25 protein-coding genes and 1 tRNA gene are annotated in these 24,576 nt (G+C 41.7%); 7 read left to right on the forward strand and 19 right to left on the reverse strand.

Annotated features, from left to right (window positions below):
• Positions 1-16: 16 nt before the first annotated feature.
• Both EAH55_RS13480 and EAH55_RS13485 read right to left on the reverse strand, forming a co-directional pair.
• Positions 17-1,369 (reverse strand): TolC family protein, encoded by a 1,353-nt coding sequence (locus EAH55_RS13480; RefSeq protein ID WP_121810122.1) that lies wholly within the window; start codon positions 1,367-1,369, stop codon positions 17-19.
• Between the two features lie 77 nt (positions 1,370-1,446).
• On the reverse strand, positions 1,447-2,058 hold the full coding sequence (locus EAH55_RS13485) for a TetR/AcrR family transcriptional regulator (protein ID WP_121810123.1): 612 nt from the start codon (positions 2,056-2,058) through the stop codon (positions 1,447-1,449).
• A gap of 209 nt (positions 2,059-2,267) precedes the next feature.
• Here EAH55_RS13485 and purB point away from each other — a divergent pair, with 209 nt between their 5' ends.
• The 3 genes from purB (at position 2,268) to EAH55_RS13500 (ending at position 5,068) form a co-directional block, all read left to right on the forward strand.
• On the forward strand, positions 2,268-3,611 hold the full coding sequence (gene purB / locus EAH55_RS13490; RefSeq protein ID WP_121810124.1) for an adenylosuccinate lyase: 1,344 nt from the start codon (positions 2,268-2,270) through the stop codon (positions 3,609-3,611).
• Positions 3,612-3,830: 219 nt separating this feature from the next.
• Entirely contained in the window at positions 3,831-4,382 is a 552-nt protein-coding gene (locus EAH55_RS13495) for a NifU family protein (protein ID WP_121810125.1), read from the forward strand.
• 83 nt (positions 4,383-4,465) lie between these two features.
• On the forward strand, positions 4,466-5,068 hold the full coding sequence (locus EAH55_RS13500; protein ID WP_121810126.1) for a hypothetical protein: 603 nt from the start codon (positions 4,466-4,468) through the stop codon (positions 5,066-5,068).
• A gap of 36 nt (positions 5,069-5,104) precedes the next feature.
• Here the strand turns inward: EAH55_RS13500 and EAH55_RS13505 are convergent, their stop codons facing one another.
• The 4 genes from EAH55_RS13505 to mtaB are packed head-to-tail and all read right to left on the reverse strand — an operon-like array spanning position 5,105 to position 8,860.
• On the reverse strand, positions 5,105-5,896 hold the full coding sequence (locus EAH55_RS13505; RefSeq protein WP_121810127.1) for an inositol monophosphatase family protein: 792 nt from the start codon (positions 5,894-5,896) through the stop codon (positions 5,105-5,107).
• Positions 5,862-6,350, reverse strand: a complete 489-nt coding sequence (locus EAH55_RS13510; protein WP_121810128.1) for a GtrA family protein — start codon at positions 6,348-6,350, stop codon at positions 5,862-5,864. Before EAH55_RS13510 ends, EAH55_RS13505 begins: the two co-directional genes overlap by 35 nt.
• On the reverse strand, positions 6,343-7,512 hold the full coding sequence (locus EAH55_RS13515; RefSeq protein ID WP_121810129.1) for a prolipoprotein diacylglyceryl transferase: 1,170 nt from the start codon (positions 7,510-7,512) through the stop codon (positions 6,343-6,345). The genes EAH55_RS13510 and EAH55_RS13515 overlap by 8 nt, the downstream gene beginning before the upstream one ends.
• Before the next feature lie 28 nt (positions 7,513-7,540).
• On the reverse strand, positions 7,541-8,860 hold the full coding sequence (gene mtaB / locus EAH55_RS13520) for a tRNA (N(6)-L-threonylcarbamoyladenosine(37)-C(2))-methylthiotransferase MtaB (RefSeq protein ID WP_121810130.1): 1,320 nt from the start codon (positions 8,858-8,860) through the stop codon (positions 7,541-7,543).
• Between the two features lie 368 nt (positions 8,861-9,228).
• Here mtaB and EAH55_RS13525 point away from each other — a divergent pair, with 368 nt between their 5' ends.
• Together EAH55_RS13525 and EAH55_RS13530 are read left to right on the forward strand one after the other, a co-directional pair.
• Complete coding sequence (locus EAH55_RS13525) at positions 9,229-9,837, forward strand: hypothetical protein (RefSeq protein ID WP_121810131.1); 609 nt, start codon at positions 9,229-9,231, stop codon at positions 9,835-9,837.
• Between the two features lie 85 nt (positions 9,838-9,922).
• Positions 9,923-10,948, forward strand: a complete 1,026-nt coding sequence (locus EAH55_RS13530; protein ID WP_121810132.1) for a hypothetical protein — start codon at positions 9,923-9,925, stop codon at positions 10,946-10,948.
• 5 nt (positions 10,949-10,953) lie between these two features.
• Here the strand turns inward: EAH55_RS13530 and EAH55_RS13535 are convergent, their stop codons facing one another.
• The 7 genes from EAH55_RS13535 to EAH55_RS13565 form a co-directional block, all read right to left on the reverse strand.
• Complete coding sequence (locus tag EAH55_RS13535; protein WP_121810133.1) at positions 10,954-11,682, reverse strand: (Fe-S)-binding protein; 729 nt, start codon at positions 11,680-11,682, stop codon at positions 10,954-10,956.
• Positions 11,683-11,695: 13 nt separating this feature from the next.
• Positions 11,696-13,018 carry an MFS transporter gene (locus EAH55_RS13540; protein ID WP_121810134.1) on the reverse strand — a complete coding sequence of 441 codons (1,323 nt, stop codon included), beginning with the start codon at positions 13,016-13,018 and terminating at the stop codon, positions 11,696-11,698.
• Between the two features lie 57 nt (positions 13,019-13,075).
• A complete protein-coding gene (locus EAH55_RS13545; RefSeq protein ID WP_208644848.1) occupies positions 13,076-13,408 on the reverse strand; it encodes a YnfA family protein in 333 nt (110 codons plus the stop codon).
• A 119-nt stretch (positions 13,409-13,527) separates the two neighbouring features.
• Positions 13,528-14,052 carry a DinB family protein gene (locus EAH55_RS13550; protein WP_121810136.1) on the reverse strand — a complete coding sequence of 175 codons (525 nt, stop codon included), beginning with the start codon at positions 14,050-14,052 and terminating at the stop codon, positions 13,528-13,530.
• An 83-nt stretch (positions 14,053-14,135) separates the two neighbouring features.
• On the reverse strand, positions 14,136-14,483 hold the full coding sequence (locus EAH55_RS13555; protein WP_121810137.1) for a hypothetical protein: 348 nt from the start codon (positions 14,481-14,483) through the stop codon (positions 14,136-14,138).
• A gap of 41 nt (positions 14,484-14,524) precedes the next feature.
• The gene (locus tag EAH55_RS13560; protein WP_121810138.1) at positions 14,525-15,853 is read right to left on the reverse strand and encodes an MFS transporter; all 1,329 of its coding nucleotides are present in this window, start codon (positions 15,851-15,853) and stop codon (positions 14,525-14,527) included.
• Positions 15,854-15,922: 69 nt separating this feature from the next.
• Positions 15,923-16,450, reverse strand: coding sequence for a hypothetical protein (locus tag EAH55_RS13565; RefSeq protein ID WP_121810139.1), 528 nt, complete (start codon positions 16,448-16,450; stop codon positions 15,923-15,925).
• Positions 16,451-16,525: 75 nt separating this feature from the next.
• Here EAH55_RS13565 and EAH55_RS13570 point away from each other — a divergent pair, with 75 nt between their 5' ends.
• The gene (locus EAH55_RS13570; protein ID WP_121810140.1) at positions 16,526-17,020 is read left to right on the forward strand and encodes a hypothetical protein; all 495 of its coding nucleotides are present in this window, start codon (positions 16,526-16,528) and stop codon (positions 17,018-17,020) included.
• A gap of 64 nt (positions 17,021-17,084) precedes the next feature.
• Here the strand turns inward: EAH55_RS13570 and EAH55_RS13575 are convergent, their stop codons facing one another.
• From EAH55_RS13575 to EAH55_RS13595, 5 genes are all read right to left on the reverse strand, one after another.
• Positions 17,085-18,824 (reverse strand): thiamine pyrophosphate-dependent enzyme, encoded by a 1,740-nt coding sequence (locus EAH55_RS13575; protein WP_121810899.1) that lies wholly within the window; start codon positions 18,822-18,824, stop codon positions 17,085-17,087.
• Between the two features lie 182 nt (positions 18,825-19,006).
• Positions 19,007-20,116 (reverse strand): XdhC family protein, encoded by a 1,110-nt coding sequence (locus EAH55_RS13580; RefSeq protein WP_121810141.1) that lies wholly within the window; start codon positions 20,114-20,116, stop codon positions 19,007-19,009.
• An 18-nt stretch (positions 20,117-20,134) separates the two neighbouring features.
• Positions 20,135-22,291: a xanthine dehydrogenase family protein molybdopterin-binding subunit gene (locus tag EAH55_RS13585; RefSeq protein WP_121810142.1), complete on the reverse strand. Its 2,157-nt coding sequence runs from the start codon at positions 22,289-22,291 to the stop codon at positions 20,135-20,137.
• Between the two features lie 27 nt (positions 22,292-22,318).
• On the reverse strand, positions 22,319-22,927 hold the full coding sequence (locus EAH55_RS13590; RefSeq protein ID WP_121810143.1) for a c-type cytochrome: 609 nt from the start codon (positions 22,925-22,927) through the stop codon (positions 22,319-22,321).
• A complete protein-coding gene (locus EAH55_RS13595) occupies positions 22,924-23,394 on the reverse strand; it encodes a (2Fe-2S)-binding protein (RefSeq protein WP_121810144.1) in 471 nt (156 codons plus the stop codon). The genes EAH55_RS13590 and EAH55_RS13595 overlap by 4 nt, the downstream gene beginning before the upstream one ends.
• A 281-nt stretch (positions 23,395-23,675) precedes the next feature.
• Here EAH55_RS13595 and EAH55_RS13600 point away from each other — a divergent pair, with 281 nt between their 5' ends.
• Positions 23,676-24,128, forward strand: a complete 453-nt coding sequence (locus EAH55_RS13600; RefSeq protein ID WP_121810145.1) for a hypothetical protein — start codon at positions 23,676-23,678, stop codon at positions 24,126-24,128.
• Between the two features lie 42 nt (positions 24,129-24,170).
• Here the strand turns inward: EAH55_RS13600 and EAH55_RS13605 are convergent.
• Positions 24,171-24,252 (reverse strand) — tRNA-Leu (locus tag EAH55_RS13605).
• Between the last annotated feature and the right edge of the window lie 324 nt (positions 24,253-24,576).

The following is a 24,576-nucleotide window of genomic DNA, read 5'->3' on the forward strand; positions in this document are numbered from 1 at the left end:
GAGTTTAGTGTTGTCGTTATTTAATTCGTCCGTAAGCTTTATCAAGGTCAACTTTACTAACCAGGGCGTCATACAGGCCTTGTATGTATTTATTATCGGCATCTTCGAGCCCTGTTTGCGCTTGCGTAACCTCAATACTTGAACCTACACCCTGCTGATATTTTATTTTTGAAACGCGCAATACTTCCTGCGCAAGGGTTTGATTACGTTTTTGGTTATTAAGCGACTGCAAACCGTTCACATAAGTAACATGGGCCTGATTAGCCTGTAGCTTTAGACCATTTTTAGCGTTCTCCAAATCATTTTGTGATTTAAGTACGGCTATTTTTGATTGCCTGATCTGATTAACACGCTGAAGACCGCTAAATAATGGTACGTTTAAAGTTAAACCGACGTAACTTGACGGAAAACTCATTTTATACAAGTTACTAAAATTATTGTCCTGATATGATGAGGTATAAGCCGCGTTAGCTTTAAGCGACGGCAGAGAAAGCGATTTTTGACGTTTTAGGTCCAGTTGCTTAAGGTCGACATTAGTCTCGGCTAAATTGTACTCGATGCGGTTGTGGTAAAACGCGGTATCGGCAGCAAGATCGGCTGTATTGTCTTCAAGTTTGATATCTTCAAGTTTATCCTTCAAACTAAGCGCATATTCAATAGGCATACCCATCTGAAACTTAAGTACCTGATAATTTAAAGCCAGTAAACGAATAGTGTTTTCGCGGCTCGTAACTAAGTTATTGTACTGGACAACAATCCGGTCAACATCAATTTTTTCAACAAAGCCCTGCTTATTTTGCTGTGTGGTTTCATCCATTTGCTGCTTTAGCTGAGCAATATTGGCATTCAATAATCTCAACTGCTCATTGCTAACCAAAACCTGGTAATAAGCTTTGGTAACATTAACATTAGCCTCAATTTTTGAACGGATATGGCTGCGGATAGAAAGTTCTTTATAAGTTTTGGACGCCTTTAAACCAACAAGATAGCTACCATCAAATAAGATCTGGTTAGCATTTACCCCAAAGCTCGACTGGTATTTAACACCAAACTGGATAGGTACGAAAGTACCGGCCGGCTGTCCAAAAAACTCACCGGGCAATAACGTGGTCGGAATTTTCAGGTAATCCTGAAATGAAGCAGTTCCTGTTATCTGAGGCAAGCCAATGCCGGTGGTTTCCTTAACTTTATACTCGGCACTCTTGATATCAAGCTTGGCATTAACTACCGAATCCTGATGCTCATAGGCATAGTTAACACAATCCTCAACAGTAAAGTTAAAGGTTTGTACATTGGGCGCAGCCTCCTGCCCAAAGCTTTTAAAAGCGATGGCACAAATTGCAGCTGCCGTGAAAAATAGATATTTCATTATATATGTTGTGATTGAGTGATTTAATTTAACTGGTACAAATTTCATGCAGTTAGTGACAACCTTATGTCAGCATGTTATTCATTATTAATATTCTTATACTCGTTAAGCAGTTTATACCCTTCAATGGTACAAATGCCATAATTAAAGTGATCTAAAAACTGAACCTGCACTTTCCAAGGACTAAAATCCCTCACCGGGAAAATGGATGTATTAAAGCCCAGTTCTACCTGATTAACCCGCATCCTTGCTATAATGCGTACATCAATATCTTTACGGATATACCCCTGTCCCATTCCCTTGATCAGCAGCTCTTCCATTTTTTGGATCAATATTTCGGATTTGAATTTCTGAAAATCGTTCCAGGCTTCGGGATGATACTTTTGCAAATCGTGAATAACTATCGGGTTGATCCTCGAAAAGATCTCTTCCGAGCATTTGGTCATGTTGATCATCTCTTCAATCACATTAGCCGATTTACTGATGATATCATTCATTTGATCCTCATCTTCCTTCAGCTTCTGTTTAGTGAGCGCTACCACCAGTTCGTTCTTATCCTTAAAAAACTGGTAAATGGTTTTTTTCGACATACCAAGATGCCTGGCAATATCATCCATGGTGATACTTTTAATACCTGCGGTTAAAAACAGGTCTTCGGCGCCTTTAATAATTCTTTCGGTTTGACTCATTGACTTTCCGGGTCAAAACTAAGGAAACATTTTTTGAATAAAAAGTTTCCATTCATTTTTACTTTTTCATTACAAATACTTGTCCGTTTTTAAAATCCATTTAATTATTGCTTGTTATACAGTGGTTTATTTGCGAAGCTTTTAATCTGCCTTAGGCCATCAAAAATGATTACCTTTGCAAAAAATTTCATCCACTCTCTTTTTAATATATGACGCTTACTTCACTTTCAGCGATCTCGCCTATTGATGGCCGTTATAGAAACACCACTGCCGAACTTGCTGCATACTTTTCAGAATATGCCCTTATCAAGTACCGTGTATTTGTTGAGATAGAGTATTTCATAGCACTTGCCGAATACCCACTACCTCAGTTACAAGCATTTGATAAAAATCTATCAGAAAAGTTACGCGACATTTACAGAAATTTTTCGGAAGATGACGCTGGAAGTATCAAAGTGATTGAAAAAACGACAAATCACGACGTTAAAGCAGTAGAGTACTTCATTAAAAAAGAGTTTGATAAATTGGGTCTGGAACCATTCAAAGAGTTTATTCACTTTGGCCTTACCTCGCAGGATATTAATAATACTGCTATTCCATACACTTTCAAACTGGCTTTAAATAACAGTTATTACCCAGCTATTACTGACCTGGTAAGCATCCTGAAGGCATTTGCTGCAGATTGGGAAAATGTTCCTTTACTGGCGCATACGCATGGGCAACCGGCTTCGCCAACCCGCCTGGGTAAGGAAATCCTGGTTTTTGTTGAACGCCTGGAAGCCCAGCTTGAACTGCTGAAACCTATCCCGAATTCGGCTAAATTTGGCGGTGCTACCGGTAACTTCAACGCGCATAACATCGCGTACCCTGCTATCGATTGGAAAGCATTCGGCAATAATTTCGTTAACAATATTTTAGGCCTCAAACGCTCACAGTTTACTACCCAAATTGAGCACTATGATAATTTTGCCGCGCAATGCGATGCCCTAAAACGCATTAACAATATCCTGATTGATCTTGACCGTGATATGTGGACATACATCTCCATGAATTACTTCAAGCAAAAGATCAAAGCCGGCGAAGTTGGTTCATCGGCCATGCCGCACAAGGTTAACCCTATTGATTTTGAAAACTCTGAAGGCAACCTGGGTATCGCCAATGCTTTATTTGAGCACCTCGCAGCCAAATTGCCAATTTCAAGGTTACAGCGCGACCTTACCGATTCTACGGTGTTAAGGAACATCGGTGTACCGTTCGCGCATACATTGATCGCCATTAAATCAACTGTAAGGGGATTAAACAAGCTATTGCTTAACACAGATGCCATTAATGCCGACCTTGAAGCTAACTGGCCCGTTGTAGCGGAAGCCATCCAAACCATATTAAGGCGCGAAGCTTACCCTAACCCGTATGAGGCTCTGAAAGATCTTACCCGTACCAATCAGCAAATCAACGCCAACACAATAGCGGAGTTTGTTGATACGTTAAATGTAAGTGATGTCATTAAAGAGGAGATTAAAAAAATAACGCCATTAAATTATACAGGTATTTAGAAGTGCAGATTTCAAATGTGCAGATGTGCAAATAATATTTTGATTTATTGATGCTTTGATTGTGCATCAATTTGCACATCTGAAATCTGCACATTTGAAATCTGCTTATCTGCACATCTAAATCTTCGCATCAAAGAAATGTCATAACAAAGTTTAAGGTAGCTTTTAATAAAAAAGCTCATTAAATTTGTTAATTAGATTGAATAAAAACACGAAACGATGAACATCAACGTATATACCGAATTAACGCCTAACCCGGCAACTATGAAATTCATAGTTAACAAACTGCTTATTAATGGCAGTGTTGACTTCCCTACTAAGGAAAGTGCCGAAAAATCACCTTTTGCAAAAGAACTGTACAAGTTCTCGTTTGTAAACGGCGTTTTCTTTGCCAGCAATTTTGTAACCATTACCAAAACTGAAGGCAGTGACTGGGCAGATGTTGAGCCTATCATGAAAGAGTTTGTTAAAGGCGCTATCGAATCTGAATTAAAGATCCAGTTAGAGGAAGAAGCCGAAGCAGGAAACTTTGAAGGTACCGAAACTGAAGTTAAAATTCAGCAGATTTTGCATGATTACGTTCGCCCGGCTGTTGAGCAGGATGGCGGCGCTATCACTTACCGCTCATTTAATGAAGGTATAGTAACTGTTGAGCTTCGCGGTTCATGCAGCGGTTGCCCATCATCTACCGTAACCCTTAAAGCCGGTATCGAAAACCTGCTTAAACGCATGGTACCTGAAGTTACCGAAGTGGTTTCTGAAGCATTATAATATTGAAGATTGGGGTTCGAGCCCCTTTGCTTATCCAAAAGCCTTTCATGAGAATGAGAGGCTTTTTTTATTAACTTTAATCAATGTCATTAATCACACCAGTCCAATATTGCTTTCCATACTTTTTTGATGAATATGATTTCAAAAGCCTCATTGAACAAATGGGTCTGCAATATAAGTTGAGCTTTGATACTAAAACAAGATTATTTAACTCGTTATCTATATTTAACAACCACAATTTCAACTTTTTCATTAATTGCTTTACGAATTTGATGTTTGATCAAAATGGCGATCTTATAATTTGGAAAACAGAAGAAGACGTGATTAATTTTTCAAAAATAAAAACCAACTACGGGCTTATAAATAAAATTGATTTCACAATCGAATTAAAGGGGCTCCATGCGGGAAAAGATGAACTGGGCAACAATTATGGCCTATCAAATTTTGTAACTTATGTTAGAAAAAGCAGTATTAACTATGATTTTGACTATGCTGAAAATTTCGCTATAGTAATTATCAATAATTCATCTATTGATATCATTCCATTTGATTGGTTCAATAAGAAGGGCGGCGATTACGGTTACGTTTGGCCAGCTACAGCTCAACTCAATTTAGGAACTTTTGAGTTAACCGGGAAAGGAATGCGAATGGAGAACTTTTCAATTCAGCTGCATAATCAGATTTGAAAACAAATTAGACAAACAAATAATTAAATATTTCCCTTACTTAAAATACTTCTGCACCACCTGCAGCAACTCCCCTGTTATCTTACCATTAGTAGCTAATAACTCCCGGGTATCCAATACTTCCGAGCCGCCTTTAAAGTTTACCACTTCGCCTCCTGCTTGCTTTACAATTACAATACCTGCGGCCACATCCCAGGCGTTGAGGTTATACTCGTAAAAAGCATCAAAACGACCACAAGCTGTATAAGCCAGGTCGACAGCAGCCGAACCCAAGCGGCGCAAACCATGACTCGTACGCATCAGCTCGGTAAATAATTCGATATAGGCAGCTTGTTTGGTAAAATCATAATATGGAAACCCGGTTGCCAATAAGCTTGTGCCTACCGTGTTGTTTTTGCTTACGCTGATCTCTTTACCGTTCAGGTATGCGGGCGCATCCTTCCAGGCATAAAAACATTCATCAAGATTTATTTCATAAACCACGCCTGCAATCAGCTCGTCGTACTCTTTTAAAGCGATACTTACCGAAAAAGCAGGTACACCGTGAATGAAATTGGTAGTGCCATCCAGCGGGTCGATGATCCAATTGTAGCGCTCGCCTATTTTAGTGGTTGTTTTTTCTTCAGTAATAAAACCGGCTTCAGGCAAAATTTTGCTCAGGCCTTTTACAATGGTTTCTTCGGCGGTTTTATCAACGTATGATACCATATCGTTGAGCCCTTTATACTCTATCCTATCAGGATCAAAAGCCTTACGCTCCTGCCTAATAAAATCACCTGCTTGTTTTGAAACTTCAATTACCTGGTTTAGGATGTTGGCTGTTTGCATGGTTACGTTTTAATGATAGGCTAAATGAAAAAACTTTGTGGATAAAAAAGCTTGCAAAGAACAGGCTCAATGCCGCCGAGATCCTTGCTACCGTTGGATTAAAACTGCAAGCCTGGATCAATATTTTCACAACGGATAAATTGGCGAAGAAGCCGATAAAGGCTACCGTCACAAAACGAAAGAACTGCTTGCGTGGTGCCGATTTCGACTCGTTAAATACCATATATCGGGTGATTAAAAAATTAACCACAACGCCCATAAAAAACGATAATGCCAGCGAAACAGTATAGTTACGAACAGTAAGCCCAAAAATGTGGTAAGTATGCTGTGTAAGCAGATTATGGTAAAAAAGGTAAAATGCACAAACATCTACCAAAAAACCGGCCCCGGCCGAAAGCACAAATCTGAATACCTGGTTATTAATTAATTTGCCTTTTGATTTGTTATCAGCCATTTGTAGTGCCCAGTGCTTTCTTTTCTTTGTTTAGTCCGGTAATGATTAATGCCGCGCCGCCCAAAACCATGATCACCGAGATCATTTCGGCCTGGGTAAATGGAACACCGGCAACAACATATTTAGTATTAACCCTGATGAGCTCAATAACGAAACGCTCAACGCCAGCTAATATCATGTATACACCAAACAAAACGCCCGGAGCTTTAAAATTGTGCCTTATTTTCCATAATACAAAGAACAGTAATAAACAAATTACAGATTCGTAAAATGAGGTTGGATAAACCGGGTATTGCAGCTCATGACAAAACTTACCCATGCAGTTCACCATCTGCACACCTTCATCATTTACGTTATGCGGAAACTTAAAGCTCCACATCCAATTGGGCGCCCAGCTTAACCACTGAGGCTTTGGTGCGAGATTAACTATGCCCCAGTCGCCGTCGCCACTCATCTGGCAGCCTATACGACCTAAAGCGTAAGCCAGCATCATACCCGGACCGCCAATATCAAGCATATCTAATGGTTTAATGCCGTGTTTGTTAGCAATATAAAGCACGGCCGCTCCACCACATATCAGGCCACCATAAAAGGTTAAACCACTAAAACCGACCAGCATACCAACCGGGTCTTTCATAAAATCGCCCCAGTTTTCCAATGCATTAAACAACTTGGCGCCGGCAAAGCCAAACACCGCAGCCCAAAGCAATATACTGCCTAATAATTCATGAGGATGTACATCAATATCTTTAGTTACCGGTTTGTCAAGCTTTTGCTTGTTAGCTTCGTGCCATGCCCAATAAGCAAAAGCTGCGGCTCCGAGTATGCCACCAATCCAGTTACCTCTTAGGGATAGTAAAAATTCTTGCGGCGTATCTAACAGCATTTGGTAGTTTAGCGCACAATCAACAATTTTATAACCCAATAAAAAGCCAAAAATACCATTGCTTATCAACTCGCTACTTGAAGCCGGCAAACCTACAGTTACCCTCTTTTTAAAGGTATGAATAACGCCTAATGCTTCTTTCCGTTTAAACTCCTGGCCAAAAGCCCAGTAACCGCCAACAAAAGCTATCGCTACAAAAAAGCCAAAAGTTTGTATGGGCAAAGGAAGATTAAAGCCAAAAAGATATTTTAATAACGATGTAAGCGTAGGAAACATAGGTTATATTTTAAGGCGAATATAGAATTTAATGAACTAATATTTCTTCGCCTTCTGTTATTTCAACATCACCATCAGGTGAAATATTTGTTAGATGTACTGTCTTCAATTCATTAACCAGCACAGGATCATACTTGGTGCGTACCTTTACATAATTACGGGTAAAACCATGCATAAAGCCATCCTTAATATCGCCCTCAAACAAAACCTCCTGATTTTCACCCAATTGACTTTCGTAAAAAGCACGGCGTTTTTTATCAGACAGGATGTGCAGCATTTTACTCCGTTCTCCGCGTGCTGAACCTGGAACAGCGCCAGTCATCTGGGCAGCCAAAGTATTTTCCCTCTCCGAGTAGGTAAATACGTGCAGGTATGATATATTAAGTTCGTTCAGGAAATTATAGGTATCCATAAAGTCTTCTCTTGTTTCGCCAGGGAAGCCGACAATAACATCCACACCAATGCAACAATCGGGCATCAGTTCTTTTATTTTGGCAACACGGTTAACATAAAGGTCGCGTTTATAACGGCGGCGCATCAGTCCCAGGATCTTATCAGAGCCTGACTGTAGCGGGATATGGAAATGCGGTACAAAGCGTTTTGAAGCGGCAACAAAGGCAATGATCTCGTCGGTAAGCAAGTTAGGCTCAATAGATGAGATCCTGAAACGGTCGATACCTTCTACCTCATCAAGCGCTTTCACAAGGTCAAAAAACTTATCCTCGCGCTGTCCGTTACGGATACCGAAATCGCCCAGGTTTACACCGGTAAGTACAATTTCTTTTACTCCCGATTCGGCAATTTGTCGGGCTTGCGTAACAACGTTTTCAATGGTATCGCTCCTGCTTGCGCCACGCGCCAGCGGAATGGTACAAAATGTACAAGAATAATCGCAGCCGTCCTGCACTTTCAGGAAAGTACGGGTGCGGTCGCCAAAAGAATATGCCGGTACAAACTCATTTGCCTCTGATACAGGCTGATTAAGCACCAATGCTTTTGGCCTTTTAGTTAGATCTGTAATATGATCAACTATCTGAAATTTTTCGGCAGCTCCAAGCACCATGTCAACACCCGGAATTTCGGCTATTTCTTGTGGTTTTAGCTGCGCATAACAACCTACTATAGTTACATAGGCGTTAGGCGAAATTTTGAGCGCTTCCTTAACAATCTTCTTACACTTTTTATCGGCATTATCAGTTACCGAGCAGGTATTGATTACAAAAACATCCGGTGTTTCGGTAAAATTTACCGTATCATAACCGGCCTGGTTAAACAGTCGACCAATAGATGAGGTCTCTGAATAATTCAGCTTGCAGCCTAAAGTGTAAAAAGCGACTTTCTTGTTCATTTCAAACGGCAAAGATACAGTTTTTTATAAAATGTTGGTTCGAAGCATTTTTCATATCAGCGTAAAAGAATAAATGTTAAAACCAGACGGAGGTAATAAAAACGCTTTTTAAACGAATAGTTGATACGGGGCTCCGATGGAGCCGATTCGTGATAGATTGTCATGCTATAAACACGATACTCCTAACGGAGTCATATAATACCCCAGAGAGGGTAACGTGTTTATAGCAGATTCGAGTCAATTTTAAGGCTCCATTAGGTGCCTCGTATTTTAAAAGCGATTCCCTGTATAACAATTTGATAATTTCATTTATCAGCATCATTTCTGTATTTTCAAACCGATTTTACATATTCTAAACCTTATCAACCATGATCATATACGGTATCAAAGCCAAACTGCTAAAATCTGAAATAACCAGCGACACCTGCCCTAACTGCAATACGGCCAATAGCATCCAGATGAATGTATTTCAACGCTGGGCGCATATTTTCTGGATCCCGTTTTTCCCGATAGGTAAAACAGGTGTTTCACAGTGCCTTAATTGCAAGCAGGTTTTAAAGCTGAAGGAAATGCCGGCCTCGCTCAAATTAAGCTATGACAATTTGAAAGTACAGACCAAAATACCGGTATGGACATTTGCAGGGTGCTTTTTGATAGTTATTGGTTCGATATTTTTTTACATAAGCGAAAAGCAGAAATCCAAAAAAGTAAACCAATGGGTTTTATCACCGCAGAAGAACGATGTTTTTCATATCAAACTCAAGAATGATCACTATACCCTGTACAAAGTGAATAAGGTTTCAGGCGATTCGGTTTACCTGGCCTTGAATAAATACGAGGTTGACCGCGAAGACGGCCTTGATGATATCGCCGCAAAAGGTGATACTGCTTATGATAGCGCGCAGGAAGGCATTGCAAAACCATTCCTTGTAGAAATGGCGAAAGAAGGGACTATTCTGGATATTGAACGGAAGTAAGCTTATGACTCCCACACCACGCTCCTATTGGTTCGCTAAATTCTTCGAATGCCTGTATATATTCATAGCAATTTATGATTGCTTAATGACGTTGTTGGGCTCTTTCTTTTACAAACTGTTTAATTCTTTTGGTGATGTTTCCTTTGCGAGGCTTTTCACCTGGATTATTGCTGGTATGTTCATCTTTTCATTGGTTTATTCTATCTATTGGCATCAAAAAAGCAAAAAGGAAGAATTTAACTCAGGAGTAATACACGCGTTTTTGCGTGGCGTTATGAGATACTTCCTTGCATACCAAGTGTCGGCTTATGGTTTTGCCAAGATCTTAAAAACACAGTTCGGGCATGTTTACATGAGAGATAATACCCCTATAGGCGAGCTAAGCGGCTTCGATCTCACCTGGAATTATTTTGGCCACTCCTACAGTTTCGCGGTTATACTGGGTTTGCTTCAGATTGGCGGTGGCGTTATGCTTTTATTCAGGCGTACTACCTTATTAGGCACCTGTATATTATTACCGGTAATGTTAAACATTGTATTGATCAATGTATTTTATGATATAGCCACAGGGGCATTCATAAACTCAATCATTATAACTACCGGCCTGTTATACCTTTTACTACTACGATGGCCGGATATTAAACCTGTTTTATTTAAAGAAGTGGTAATACCGCCCTTAAGGCTAAGTTTTGCAAAACCAGTTTTAAAACTTTTAGTAATCGGCCTTGCTTTTTATAGCATTTACCGCTATGTGATGGCTGTACCGTCATCAACCTTTACGGGAAAATGGAAAATCAAGGAATTCAAACGAAATGGCAAAACTGTCGGTGAAAACGATTGGATGAATGGTGCGCAAAACTGGTGCTATATATACATTGAAGATGACGGCAGAATATCATTTTGTGCAAATCCTTACGTGTTTGAGGCTAACCGGGCATGGTTTGGCCGTTATAATTATAATGCTAACCAAAAAACATTCAATGTACATTTCGACGGCGGCACAAACAATGATACCACAAAGGTAAAGATCAGCAACTACAACGGAAAGCAAATGCAATGGGATACCAAAGTGTATGATGATACCCTAAAGTTGAAACTGGTTAAAGAATAGCAGGATTACACATTCCCCCAGCCCAGGGCCAAGACATCGGCAATGTGCATGGTTTGAATAGGGAGATTATTTTTATCGATATATCCCTGCATATGCATCAGGCATGATGTATCTGTCGAAATGATATACTCCGCGCCGGCATCAAGCGCGTTATTTACCTTTTGCTGCGCCATGGCAGTTGAAATACCATCAAACTTAACTGCAAAAGTGCCGCCAAAGCCACAGCAGGTTTCACCATCTTTCAGGTCAAGTAATTCGAGGCCAAGCACTTTGGACAGCAACTGACGTGGCTCATCTTTGATCTTGCATTCGCGCAGACCGGCACAGCTATCATGATAAACAGCCTTGCCGTCAAGCTCGGCGCCGAAATAATCATACTCCAGGATATTTACCAAAAAATCAGATAGCTCGTAGATATTCCCTTGTATAGCCCGGCATTTGTTATGTACAGCAGTATTGGTAAACAGATCGTTATAGTAGTTTCTCACCATGCCGGTACAAGATGCCGAAGGTGATACTATAACGCTATCTTCTGAAAAATCACTTAAAAATTTGCTGCCAACCTCTTTGGCATCATCCCAAAAACCGGCGTTAAAAGCCGGCTGACCGCAGCAGGTTTGCGCCGGATTATAACTAACCTTGCAACCTGCTTTCTCCAGCAGTTTTACAGTATTAAAAGCTGTTTCGGGAAACAACTGATCTATAAAACACGGTATGAACAACTCAACCTTCATCTGCACAAATTAGTTAACGGGCGCTAAAATCCAAATTTTTATTGACGTTTCGTTCCGCCTTCAGTAAAGAAAACAATAAAATTAAGCCGACAATGAAAAATACGCCCAATACCAGGACCGAATTTCGCGGACTTCCGGTTATTTCTTCAAAAAAACCAAAGCTAAACACGCCGCCTACGATAGCCAGTTTTTCGGTAACATCATAAAAGCTGAAAAAAGACGCCGTATCCGGGATATTTTCGGGCAGATATTTTGAATACGTTGAGCGCGACATAGACTGGATACCTCCCATCACTAAACCTACCACAACAGCTATTATGTAGAATTGTGTTTGCGTATAAGTGAAATATGCAGCCACGCAAACCCCAATCCACAGGATCACTACGCCAATTAATACCCTTACATTACCATATTTACCCGACAGGCGAGACATCAGCGTTGCACCAAAAATAGCAACCAATTGAATAATCAAAATTATCGTGATCAACTGCGGGGTTTCCATTTTCAATTCTTTGGCAGCAAAACCGGTAGCTACCAACATAATGGTTTGTACCCCCATCGAATAAAAAAAGAACGACGGTAAAAACCTCTTTAACAGCGGCATTTCCTTAACCTTTTTCCATACATGTCCTAACTCAATAAAGCCCCCCTTTATAATGTTATGGCTATGGCTTACCGCGTTGGGGCTACCTTTAGGCAATACGCTGAACGGGATCATGGCAAAACCTATCCACCATAAACCTACCAACAAAAACGACAGGCGTGGCGCAAAGGTTTTGTCAACAATACCAAACCACTCGCCTTTGAGCACAAACAAAAAGCAGATAAGCTGCAGCAGTACGCTGCCTATGTAGCCATAGGTAAAACCTTTGGCGCTTACGTTATCCTGCATATCAACCGTAGCAATTTCGGGCAGGTATGAATTGTAAAACACAAAACCGCCACTGTAACCTATAGCCGCCAGCGCAAAACAGATGATCCCCATCTCCAGGTGATCTTTGTCAAAATTGAACAACGCACAGCATGCCGCCGAACCAAGAAGCGTAAAAAACAGCATGAAGATCTTTTTATTGCCTTTATAATCGGCTATGGACGATAATATGGGCAACAGCAATACCATCACCAGGTAAGCAGCCGATAAAGCATAATCTGAAAGCGCGGTGTTTACAAAGCTTTTTCCGAAAAAATTAACCCTATCGCCATTAGCATGATTGGTTGTTATGGCAACATAATACGCCGGAAAAATAGTTGAAGTGATGACAAGGTTATAGGCAGAGTTGGCCCAATCAAAGAAAGCCCAAGCCCTTATGGTTTTTTTGTTGTTTTTGTTTTCCATTTGCTCACTAAATGTATGCAAATTTTACAAACTGCAAAAAACTGACTGTGGTCTCAATCAATGTCCGCGTGGCGCGTAAACAATGATACAAGCACCGATCAAGGCAACCAGGGCGCCGATAATATCATATCTATCGGGTTTAAAACCATCAACCTTCCAGGCCCAGATTAATGCCATCACAATAAAAATACCACCATACGCCGCGTACACGCGCCCGAAATTAGCGGTTTGCCAGGTGGCAACAATTCCATAAAGCGCCAGGATAACACCACCCAATATTCCAAACCAAACCGGCTTACCTTCTTTTAACCAAAGCCAAACCAGGTAGCCTCCGCCTATTTCAAATAAACCGGCCAATAAAAACAAAGCAAAAGAGCGAAGGATTGCCATTATTAAAATTTAGAAGTGATAATGCAGCTAAAGATATAAAAACACAAGCATTAGCTTGAGACTATCATAAAAAAAGGCCTCCTGTGTGGGAGGCCTCTAATTATTCTTGTAAATCAAGCTTAGCTTCTGTCGTAAAACGCAGGCGGCTCAATTCCTAATGAGCGGAGATAGACATAAGCCTGGCCGCGGTGATGAATTTCATTATCGATGATGTATTGAATAATGCTGTTTGCAACCCCTTCGTACTGACCAAAAGCCAATAGTGTTTCCTGAAAGCGTTCGGCAGGGATCTGCGCCCAGTAGGTTGTTATATCTTCGGTCGCGTTGTCCCACAACTTTAAAAGATCATTTTTAGAGTGAGCTTCAACTTTCCCGGTATGATGATCGAGGCCTGCTATTGGTGTCCAGTCGTTGGTTACCAATCCTTTTACGCCGGGGCTACTCATGCTGATGATCTCCTTTACCATTTCTGAAAAGGGGCGCATTCCTCCTATCGAATAGTTAAAAAGCGCTTCCTGCGGAAAAGCTTCTATCAACCGACGGGTAACGCGACGCTGGCCAAGCCAGCTTTGTAAAAGTTGATCGGGTGTATAAACAGATGCTACTGCAGTTTCTGTTGGCTGTTGAATTGCGTTGGTTTCCATTGTATTGTGGTTTTGTTTTTGATTACAATACAAAGTAACCACAGGCCGGTGACAACCCTATGTCAGCAGGAAAAAAAGAAAAATCAACTATTTGTATTTTGGATAAATTCAACCACCTGTTGCTGCTCATAGTGCGAAAGGGAACCTTCCGAATAATGCCATTTAGCGGTAGCATCGCCATCAAACATAATCTGCCCTAAATAATCCGGATTCTTTTTATCGTCAAGCAACGGCTTGCTTTCACCAATTTCGGGAGCTATCTCCTGGATCTCAAAAAGGATTGCTTCACCATCGTTACCACCCTTGTAAAGCTTGTACAAGCCTGTGGCATTTAACTGGTGATCTGTTGATTGATGAAGCACCGGCTCGATAATAATATTCCTTTGTGTGCCGTTATCGTCGGTTACATTGTGATTAACTGTATGGATCATGGCTTACGTTTTTATATAGTACAAGCCTGCCGCCAAATTGTTTAAGCATCTACTTTAACGTTTTGCTTGCGGATCTTGCTCTCGGTAAACATTAACACAATAAGCATGATCAATCCTAAAACAAAAAAGCCGTCAAGAGCCAATGTAGAGTCGCGCATTTCGTTAGTTACGGCCTCCACAAAGCCAAAGCAAAACAGGCCAACTACTATCGACAGCTTTTCGGTAACATCATAAAAGCTGAAATATGAAGCCGTATCCGGAATATTCTCGGGCAAGTATTTGGAGTAGGTTGAGCGCGATAAGGATTGTACCCCTCCCATCACTATCCCGATAACCACTGCAGCCGCATAAAACTGGATAGAGCTGGTGATAAAGTAAGCATACAGGCAAATAGCCGACCATACCGCTACCAAACCAACCAACGTACGCACATTTCCAAATTTCTCAGATGATTTGGATGCGATCAATGCGCCCGGTACCGCGACAACCTGGATGATGAGCACTATAGAGATCAGGGCGGCATCGGGCATGTGTAATTCTTTAGCAGCAAAATTGGCTGCGACCAGCATAATGGTTTGCACACCAACCGAGTAAAGGAAAAATGAAGCCAGGAAGCGTTTTAACAAAGGCATGTTGCGCACTTTGCCAAAAACTTTGGCCAGTTCTTTAAAGCCACCTGTAAGTACATTATAGCTATGCTTACCGGCGTTAGGTTGTCCTTTAGGAAGCAGGCGGAACGGGATAACAGAGAAACCAATCCACCAAACAAAAACCATCAGGAATGAGATGCGGGCAGGCAGCCAATCGTCAGTAATGCCAAACCAATTTGGCTGAAGCATCACGATAAAGCACAATACCTGCACTACGATGCTGCCCACATAGCCATAAATAAATCCTTTGGCACTTACAGCGTCCTGTTTATCAGGCGTAGCAATTTGCGGCAGATAGGAGTTGTAAAATACGAAGCCACCGCAATAGCCTATCGAGGCAAGCCCAAAGCACAGCATCGGGATTTCCAGCCCCGTGCCCGGCTTAAAGAAAAACAAGCCTGCACATGCCAGACTGCCCAGCCAGGTAAATAATTGCAGGTATGACTTCTTATTGCCCCGGTAATCGGCTATGGAAGTAAGGATGGGCAATATAGCCGCCACGATTAGATAGGATAAGCCCAATATATAGTTTGATAAAACCGTGTTCACATACTTATGCCCAAAGAAAGTAACCATTTGGGTGTTTTTTGAATTGAACTTGGTTACCTCTACAAAGTATGCAGGGAAAATAGTAGAGGTAATAACGATATTGTATGACTGATTGGCCCAATCAAACATACACCAGGCCCAGATGGTTTTTTTATTATTTTTTGCTTCCATTGCGGCCTTAAAAGTATGAATTTTAGAGGAAGCCCAATTTACAGAGGAAAAATAAATTGCTTTATATCATCAACGGCCGTAATTTATTTTAGGATGATCGATATCATACTTTAACCTGTAGTAAATTAAAATAAAGGTCACTATCAGCGTTAGGATTACGATGAAAACATTCTTATTAAATTCTTTTTCTTTTTCCGGTGTGTCTACAGAAATTTTGTATTCCCATTCAATCCCATATTTAACCTTCATCCTATTTGCAATATATTCTGCAAGCTTATAACATTCTGTTTTACGAAGGTCATTTACTTCTTCGTTCGCGCAGAAATTGCATAACAACAGAATTTCTTCTCCATTTTTAATATAAATTTCAGCGCTGGTATTCATCCCTCGTCCGGCCCCATTTTGGTCTGTCGTGATCAATATCCTACTATTTTTATCAATGGCGACCGTCTTTGAAGTTTCATAATCGGTAGAAATCACATCGAATGAATTCAATTGCAGTTTCTTTTCAAAATCATGTCTTGAGACGTAAGAAGTAATATAAATAGTGTCCGGGTCTTCCTCTCTTAAATACAAGCCTGCAAACCGAGTAATCATACAGCTAATGTAAAAACATAGTTTAGCTTTATTTTGATTTGTTGTAGTTTTATCAGACAATCAAAAACAGTAAATATGTTCAATTATCTTCATTTTACAGATCAGTTCGGCTCTTATCTTTACAGCGATGACTTTCAGGCGTTTTTAGCTGAAACTTTTACCGATCTGAGTAGATACAATGTTTTGGAGAGCGACTATATACAGTCTGAGTTACTACATATTGCTTTAGGCTTCACCAACGATGATGCAGTTATTGATGAGGATGAACTGATAGTGTTAGAGCCCGGGCAACCGGTATTTTCCCACTTGAATATTTACCCGAACCCAGATCTTCAATATTTGCTGCCTTTTGAAATCTCCTTTAGCGATACACGTAATAATGTATTCAAAAAAGCTGGCGAACCGACACAAACCAATCACGAAGTTTCACCTATATTGGATAAACATTTTCTGATAGACCACTATAAAATAGGCGATCTTGTATTAAGCATAGATTATGATCCAGATGATGAACATATCAATTTCATCCAGATCAGGGATAATAATATTGTAGCGCATTTAAAACTATAACCGGGAAAATAAGTTTAAACCAACTCTCCTCCCGGTTCATATAGCTACTGTGAGATTACCGCTACTAATCAAATATCTCGGGCAAATGCTTGTAGTTGCCTTTTACTGTGGCTAAAACCTCATCAAATTTACCACCAAGCATCATTTTGGTCATAGAAACAGCCATACCCGCAACCATTTTAAGTTCGATATGCGGCGGTAAGGCAAGAGCGGTTCCATCGGTATAAACATTCACCAACACAGGCCCCTTGTGCGCGAAAGCTTCAGCTATGCCCTGTTCAAGATCCTGCGGATCATTTATCGTGATCCCTTTTATGCCCATTGATTCGGCCACCAGCGTAAAATCAGGGTTGTGCATGTCGACCTCGAAATCGGGTAAACCCATTACCTCCATCTCAAGCTTCACCATACCGAGCGCCCGGTTATTAAACACAATGATTTTTATAGGCAGGTTATATTGTTTGATGGTAGCCAAATCGCCCAATAACATAGATATGCCTCCGTCACCACACATAGCTACTACCTGCCTTTCAGGGCAGGCTAACGCGGCTCCAATGGCATGCGGCATAGCATTAGCCATAGAGCCATGAACAAAAGACCCAATCATAGAGCGGCGACCATTAGCGCTGATATGCCGGGCGCTCCATACATTACACATACCGGTATCACAGGTAAAAATAGCATCGTCAGAAGCGTACTCGTCCACCAAAGCCGCCAGAGCTTCCGGGTGAATAGCGTCATGTTTGCCATAATCCTTAATATAAGCTTGCTGCTGTTCTTTCACTTTGGCATGTACATGCAACTGGGCATCTAAAAAGCTCCTGTCGGTTTTTTCTTTAAGTAAGGGAATTAAAGCTTTTAAAGTAGATTTAATATCGCCATAAAGCCCCATATGCAATTTAGCACGGCGGCCCAGATTTTCAGGCTTTATATCAATCTGCACTATCTTTTTATCCTGCGGATAGAAAGGCGTATAAGGAAAATCGGTCCCCAAAAGGATAACCAGATCGCTTTCATGCATGCTATGATAAGCGGCAGGGAGGCCAAGTAGACCGGTCATACCAACCTCGTAAGGATTATCATGCTCCAAAAACATTTTCCCGCGGAAGGAATAACCAACCGGGGCTTTGATCAATGAGGCAAGTTCAACAACTTCATCGTGTGCATCGGCACAACCAATACCACCAAAAATGCAAACCTTATTGTGACGATTGATCAAATCAGATAGTTGTACCAACTCTTCCCATACCGGGGTAATATTGGCTTTGCAAAAAAAGTTGTTTACAGATGAGTCAATTTCTATAGCATCTTCCCCGGCCACATCGCCCGGAAAGCCCAATACGCCAACCCCTTTACGTTGAATTGCGGTTTGAAGAGCAGCCTGTACCATACGTGGTACCTGTTTATTATTGGCGGCTACCTGGTTATAGTAACTGCAATCGTCAAAAAGCTTAATAACATTGGTTTCCTGGAAGTAATTGCTGCCAAACTCCTTGGTGGCGCAGGTTGATGCTATAGCCAGAACAGGGGCTCCCGAACGGTGAGCATCGTAAAGACCGTTTACCAAATGCACATGCCCCGGACCGCTACTGCCTGCACAGCAGGCGAGACCGCTTAATTGCGCATCTGCCGAAGCCGCGAAAGCGCCGGCTTCTTCATTACGTACGTGGATCCATTTTAATTCGGGAGTTCTGCGGACGGCATCGTTAAGTTCGTTCAAACTATCGCCCGTAATAGCGTAAATGCGCTTTATGCCCGCTTGTATCAGCATATCTACAAGCTGTTCAGCTACTTTTTTTGACATGTTTTTTTGTTTAACGTTAGTGATGTAGTGATTTCTAAAGATAACACCAAACACATGCCATTGTTAAAACATTAAAAGTCAAATATTTGTAATAAGAAGCCTTCTTGATATATCGTGATTTTGCGATAACAGTCTGAAATATCGCAAATACCTGATCGGGACATTTTAATATTCTCTCTCTTTTAAGCGCTGTGAATCAGGCTTGTTTTATACTTCAACGAGTTTCCATTTCGTGCTGCAAATACCGCTTTTACTTCTGCTACAATTGATAACGCGATCTCTTCCGACGTTTCGGAACCTATATCCAGACCAACCGGCCCGTAAATGGCTTCCAGATTTGCTGGGCTAACGAATGTCCCCCCTGTCTCCAATTCATCCAGCATGCGTTCCAGTTTTTTCCGGGGACCTAAAATTCCGATATAAGAAGTTTGTAAGGGTAAAATAGATTTCAGAAAAGCAATCTCGTAATTGTAATTATGCGTCATCAACACAAAGGCTGTCCATTCGTTTATTTCAAGGTTATGCAGAACCTGATCGGGTTTTGCAATTACTATTTTATTTACTGATGGGAAGCGTTCTGCTGTAGCATAATTCGGCCTGCCGTCAACCAAAGTAATATTCCAGCCTAATACCGAAGCTATTTTTGTTAAGGGCATAGCATCATTTCCCGCGCCGATAATGACCAAAGAGATTAAAGGCTTAACGCATTCAATAAATGCGGTATAGTCATTATAGGCAGTAACGGACGAACGCTGATTATCCAGTGCATTTCTGGCATCCTCCAGCAACTCATTCTGATATGGCAATGTTTCTAATCCGTTCAACAAAGTTTCATGTCCAGTCAGGCATAAACGCGATCCCGGTTGCGGAGCCTTACGGTCGGTCATAGAGAATACCGTAACTAAAACTGTGTATCCGCGTGAGGCTATTACTGCTTTCAGCAGGGTTATCGGGTTAGGTTGCCTGTCATTAATAGGTTCTATGAGGATATGTATGATACCATTGCAACCGAGGCCCACGCCAAGTTTGGCATCGTCGTCATCCATCGTATCATAGGTAACCAGAAGCGCCTCCTGCTGTAAAATAACCATGCGGGCTTTGCGCAAGGCATCCCCTTCCAGGCAACCGCCGCTTATAGCACCTGTTAGCTGACCATCTTCGGTGATCAGCATCCGTGCCCCCGCCCTACGATAAGCCGAACCTTCAACGAGCACCACCGTAGCCAACGCCGTTTTTTTGCCCGATTTTACCGCCTGCTCATAAGCCGCTACGATGTCAATGATTTCTTTCATGCAATCAAGAATACTTTATTAAACAGCATTCATATTAAATGGCAGCTTTCTGATTCGCTTTCCCGTTAGGTCATAAATGGCGTCGGTAAGTGCGGGGGCAAATGGTGGTAAGCCAGGCTCACCTACACCACCGGCATCCGCCGTATTTTCCATAATATGTACTTCCACCGGCGGTGCATCACTCATTCGCGGCATCAGGTAATCGTAAAAGTTATTTTGTTCAACCAGGCCGTTTTTAAAAGTGATCTCGTGTATAGTAGCTGCCCCCAGGGCCATTACAACCGAGCCTTCTACCTGTGCTTTGATGATATCGGGGTTAACGTACCATCCACAGTCCATTACAGCCCAAACTTTATCTATCTTCACTTTGCCCTCAGCATTCCTTGAAACTTTTACTACCTGGCCCACGGTGGTTTCAAAGCATTCTGTGATTGCTACGCCGTAACCCTGATTTTTTTGCCTTGATTTCCATCCCGAAACCTCTTCCATCCGGTCTATCAATCGCTGGCAACGCTCGTCTTTCAGGTATTTCCTCCTGAAATCCAACTGATCCTGTCCGGCTAAAACGGCCATCTCATTCATGAAACTTTCGTAAGCAAAACCATTGGTTGAGGCATAAACCGAGCGCCACCACATATTGGGCAAAGGCATTTCATAAGGCACATCAGCAAAACTGATATTTTTTATGCTATCATAGTAAGGCTTTAAAAACCCTTCTGATGTGCTTCCATTTGCTTTGCCACGCGCAGGGCCGTTCCAATGATCGATATTTTGACCGGCCATTTTGAATTTCAGGGCGCTTATATCACCATTTTCAATTGCCCCCTGCCCCCGGTAAGAAATACCGGCACGATATGGCCCCTGTTTAATATCATCTTCACGCGACCATACTACCTGAACCGGTGCGCCAATCTCTTTCGAGATTGCAACAACTTCATGGGTATAATCTAAAAAGGCTTTTCGACCAAAACCGCCGCCTAAAAAAGTCATATTAACTATCACCTTATCTTTCGGCATTTTGAATTTGGTACTGATATCATTCAACACCCAATCCGGCGCCTGTATAGGCCCCCAGATCTCAATTTTATCCGGCTGATAATATGCCGCACAATTTAAAGGCTCCATAGCAGCATGCGATTGATATGGGGTTTGATAAATGACGTCGATCTGCTGTGTAGCCTTAGCTAACGCGCCGTCAGTATCTCCTTGTTTTTTATGCGATATCCCTTCTTCCTTTTTGAGCAACTCTTCATGGGCTTTGTAGATATCAATGGTATTTACGTGTTCAAAACCGCTATCATCCCATTCAACCCGCAAAGCTTTCCTACCTTGCATGGCAGCCCAGGTCGAATCGGCAATAACAACCACTCCATCACGCGTGGTATTAAAAACCATCATTTGTATTTTAAATACCTTCTTGACACCCGGAACTTTAAGTGCAGCTGAGTCATCAAAGCTCTTTATCTTTCCGCGCAACCTTGGGCTACGTTCAACCGCCGCGTGCAACATACCTGGCAGTTTTTTATCCAGGCCAAAAATAGCCTCGCCATTGGTTTTCATTGGCGTATCGAGCCGATTAAGTGGCTTACGGATCAATTTGTATTCCGAAATATTTTTAAGTTTTACATCTTTTGGCGGTGAAAGCTTTGAGGCATCCGTTACCAGTTCGCCGTAATTGAACTTTTTACCAGATGGTTTATGGATCACATGACCGGATTGCGCATAACACTCACTTGCCGGAACACCCCACTTGTTGGCTGCCGCGGTAATAAGCATTTCACGCGCGGTAGCGCTCAAATTAAGCAGTTTTTTATACGATCCCCTGATGGTAGAACTGCCACCGGTGATCTGGCTACCGTATTTATCAGGATCGCCTATGGCGAATATGACATTAATATCCTTCAGATCTACCTCCAGTTCTTCGGCAATAATCTGCGGAACCGACTGGTAAGAGCCCTGCCCCATTTCTGCACGGTGATCGGTCAGGGTAACTTTGCCATCGGTATCTATCCGCATCCAGGCGTTAAATTCAAAGCTTGACTGACCTTCGGCCAAGGCGGCGATCAGTTCTTCTTTTTTTGCATTGGCCGGAAAATAAAAGCCTAAGCACAGCGCAGTTCCTGCCAGGCCAGACACCCGCAGAAAATTCCTTCTTGATATTGAGTTGGTTTCCATAATGGCTACTCTAATTCGTTCAAAATTTTATTTTGCTTTAGCCGAAGGGGCATATCCACCCTTGGCTATCCATAAACGCACCTGGGCTGCAAAAGCCGGTCTGCTCATTGGCGGCAAGGTACGGCCGTCACCCGGATGCCAGGCCCAGCCAACAAGGTCATCATGAGCCATATGCTCAATCAGTTGTGCTTTTGTACGGCCACCGTTTTGTTTGGGATCCAACAATTGCAAGGCCAATTGACGAGGTGTACGCCCCTGGAATACCATACGCATATTGGCCGGTGGCAACCCCCATTTTGGATTTCCGGGAGGCATGTGTAAGCCTGCTGTATTTTCGGCCTGGTGGCAATTACTGCAACGTACCGAATAAAGCCCCTTCCCATCCGCACCGCGTTTTACATTCATGGTATGGATATGGCTATCATCACCCTGTAATGGTGAATCGCCGGCGGGATGACAATTCATACAGCGAGCACTTTTTAATACGGTATAAACAGACATAAAGGCCTTTACTGAGCCAACACTGTCTTTTGGTGAAATCAGATATTTATCAGTTTTTACAGTTTCGGGCCGAAATGATAACGTGACCATACCTGTGACTGATGCAAGCAGGATAATGACGATCAGTTTTTTCATAGCTTGGCTCCTTCCGTCTGCATTGCGGCAGCCTTATGGATCGCAGCCCTGATACGTTGGTATGTACCACAACGACAGATATTACCAGACATAGCATCATCGATATCCTGATCGGATGGGTTTGAGTTTTCGCGCAGTAATATCGCGCCAGACATGATCTGCCCGGACTGGCAGTACCCACACTGCGGAACATTCAGTTCATTCCAGGCCAATTGTAACGGATGATCATTGTTTGCCGAAAGCCCTTCGATAGTTACAATACGCTGGCCGGCGGCGCGGTTTAACTTGGTTACGCATGACCGTACCGCCTCACCATTAAGGTGAATTGTACAAGCACCGCATTGCGCAGCCCCACACCCGTACTTGGTGCCTGTTAAACCAAGAATATCCCTAATAACCCACAGCAGCGGCATATTGGGGTCAGCATCTACCTCGTGGTGTTGCCCGTTTACAGTAATATTGATCATGATGCAATAATTGGTACAGTAAATTTAGCTTAAAAAATCCAATATGAATATCGCGCATCTGATACTTTTTCAATTACGATATTCAAACCAAAACTTACGTTTTTCAAACAGGTGAATGTTTTGAATATCATTCAAATACTCTAACAACCATGTAAGCCCTTGTCGGCAGACGTTTATTACTATGTTATCAGACTCAAAAGGATGTGATTTATTATCGGGTGATATAACTATTACAGATGAAGTATTAGCTTTATCTAAATTTATTATGCCTACAGTAAAAGATGGGAATATTCGATTTTCTAAAAGGTAAAAACTCCGGCAATGAAAACAAAGCAAATATTGTTACCAGTTGCCCTCCTCCTGAATTTGAAGACAAATGCTCTCTTGCTGATTTAAATACACCATCTATCAGAGATCAATTGGTTCTATTACTGATAGCTAAAACAGGTATGAATAATCCCAGAAATTTAGGGCTTCGATTAGACCGGTGTGATTTCCCAGGAAATGAGGGGAAAAGTGTGTCTAATTTAGTCGATAGTAAATTAGTATATTTTTCAATAATTAATGGCTTCGGGCACCCTATCCAATACGCTGTCACCAATTTGGGTGAGGAATTTCTAAAAAGTCATATCGCCTATGATGCGGTAATCGATCATATAAAGCAAATGCAGAATCCTGATGTCATATTGGATTCTGTTCTGGCCATTTTTAAGAAAACGCGATCTGAACTATAAACAAAAAAACCCGATCAGAATTGACCGGGTTTTTGCATGCTGTGCGGAAGAAGGGACTCGAACCCCCACGCCGTGAAGCGCCAGATCCTAAGTCTGGTGCGGCTACCAATTACGCCACTTCCGCGTTTCTGATTTAACAGGCTGCAAAGATAGCGTTTAATTATAAACTTAAAAACATAATTTTCATTTTTTTGCTATCATCCTCATTTAGTAGGAATTAATTTTTCAGCGCTACTTTTATCGGCTACTCGACGCTAATTAATCGTATGCAAAAACGAGCATAAACCTCGTCAGCCGTTAATAATCCCTACTAAGCACAATTAACTAAAAAAAGCCTCGCCTAACATCAATCCCTGCTATCAGATGAAAATAATTAAAATGCCGTGTCAATCATTAGCTATTAAGCTTAACTGACACGGCATTTTGACTATAAGAAGCCTTTCCGGCT

This window comes from Mucilaginibacter kameinonensis (assembly GCF_003675385.1).
GTDB classification, from domain to species: Bacteria; Bacteroidota; Bacteroidia; order Sphingobacteriales; family Sphingobacteriaceae; genus Mucilaginibacter; species Mucilaginibacter kameinonensis.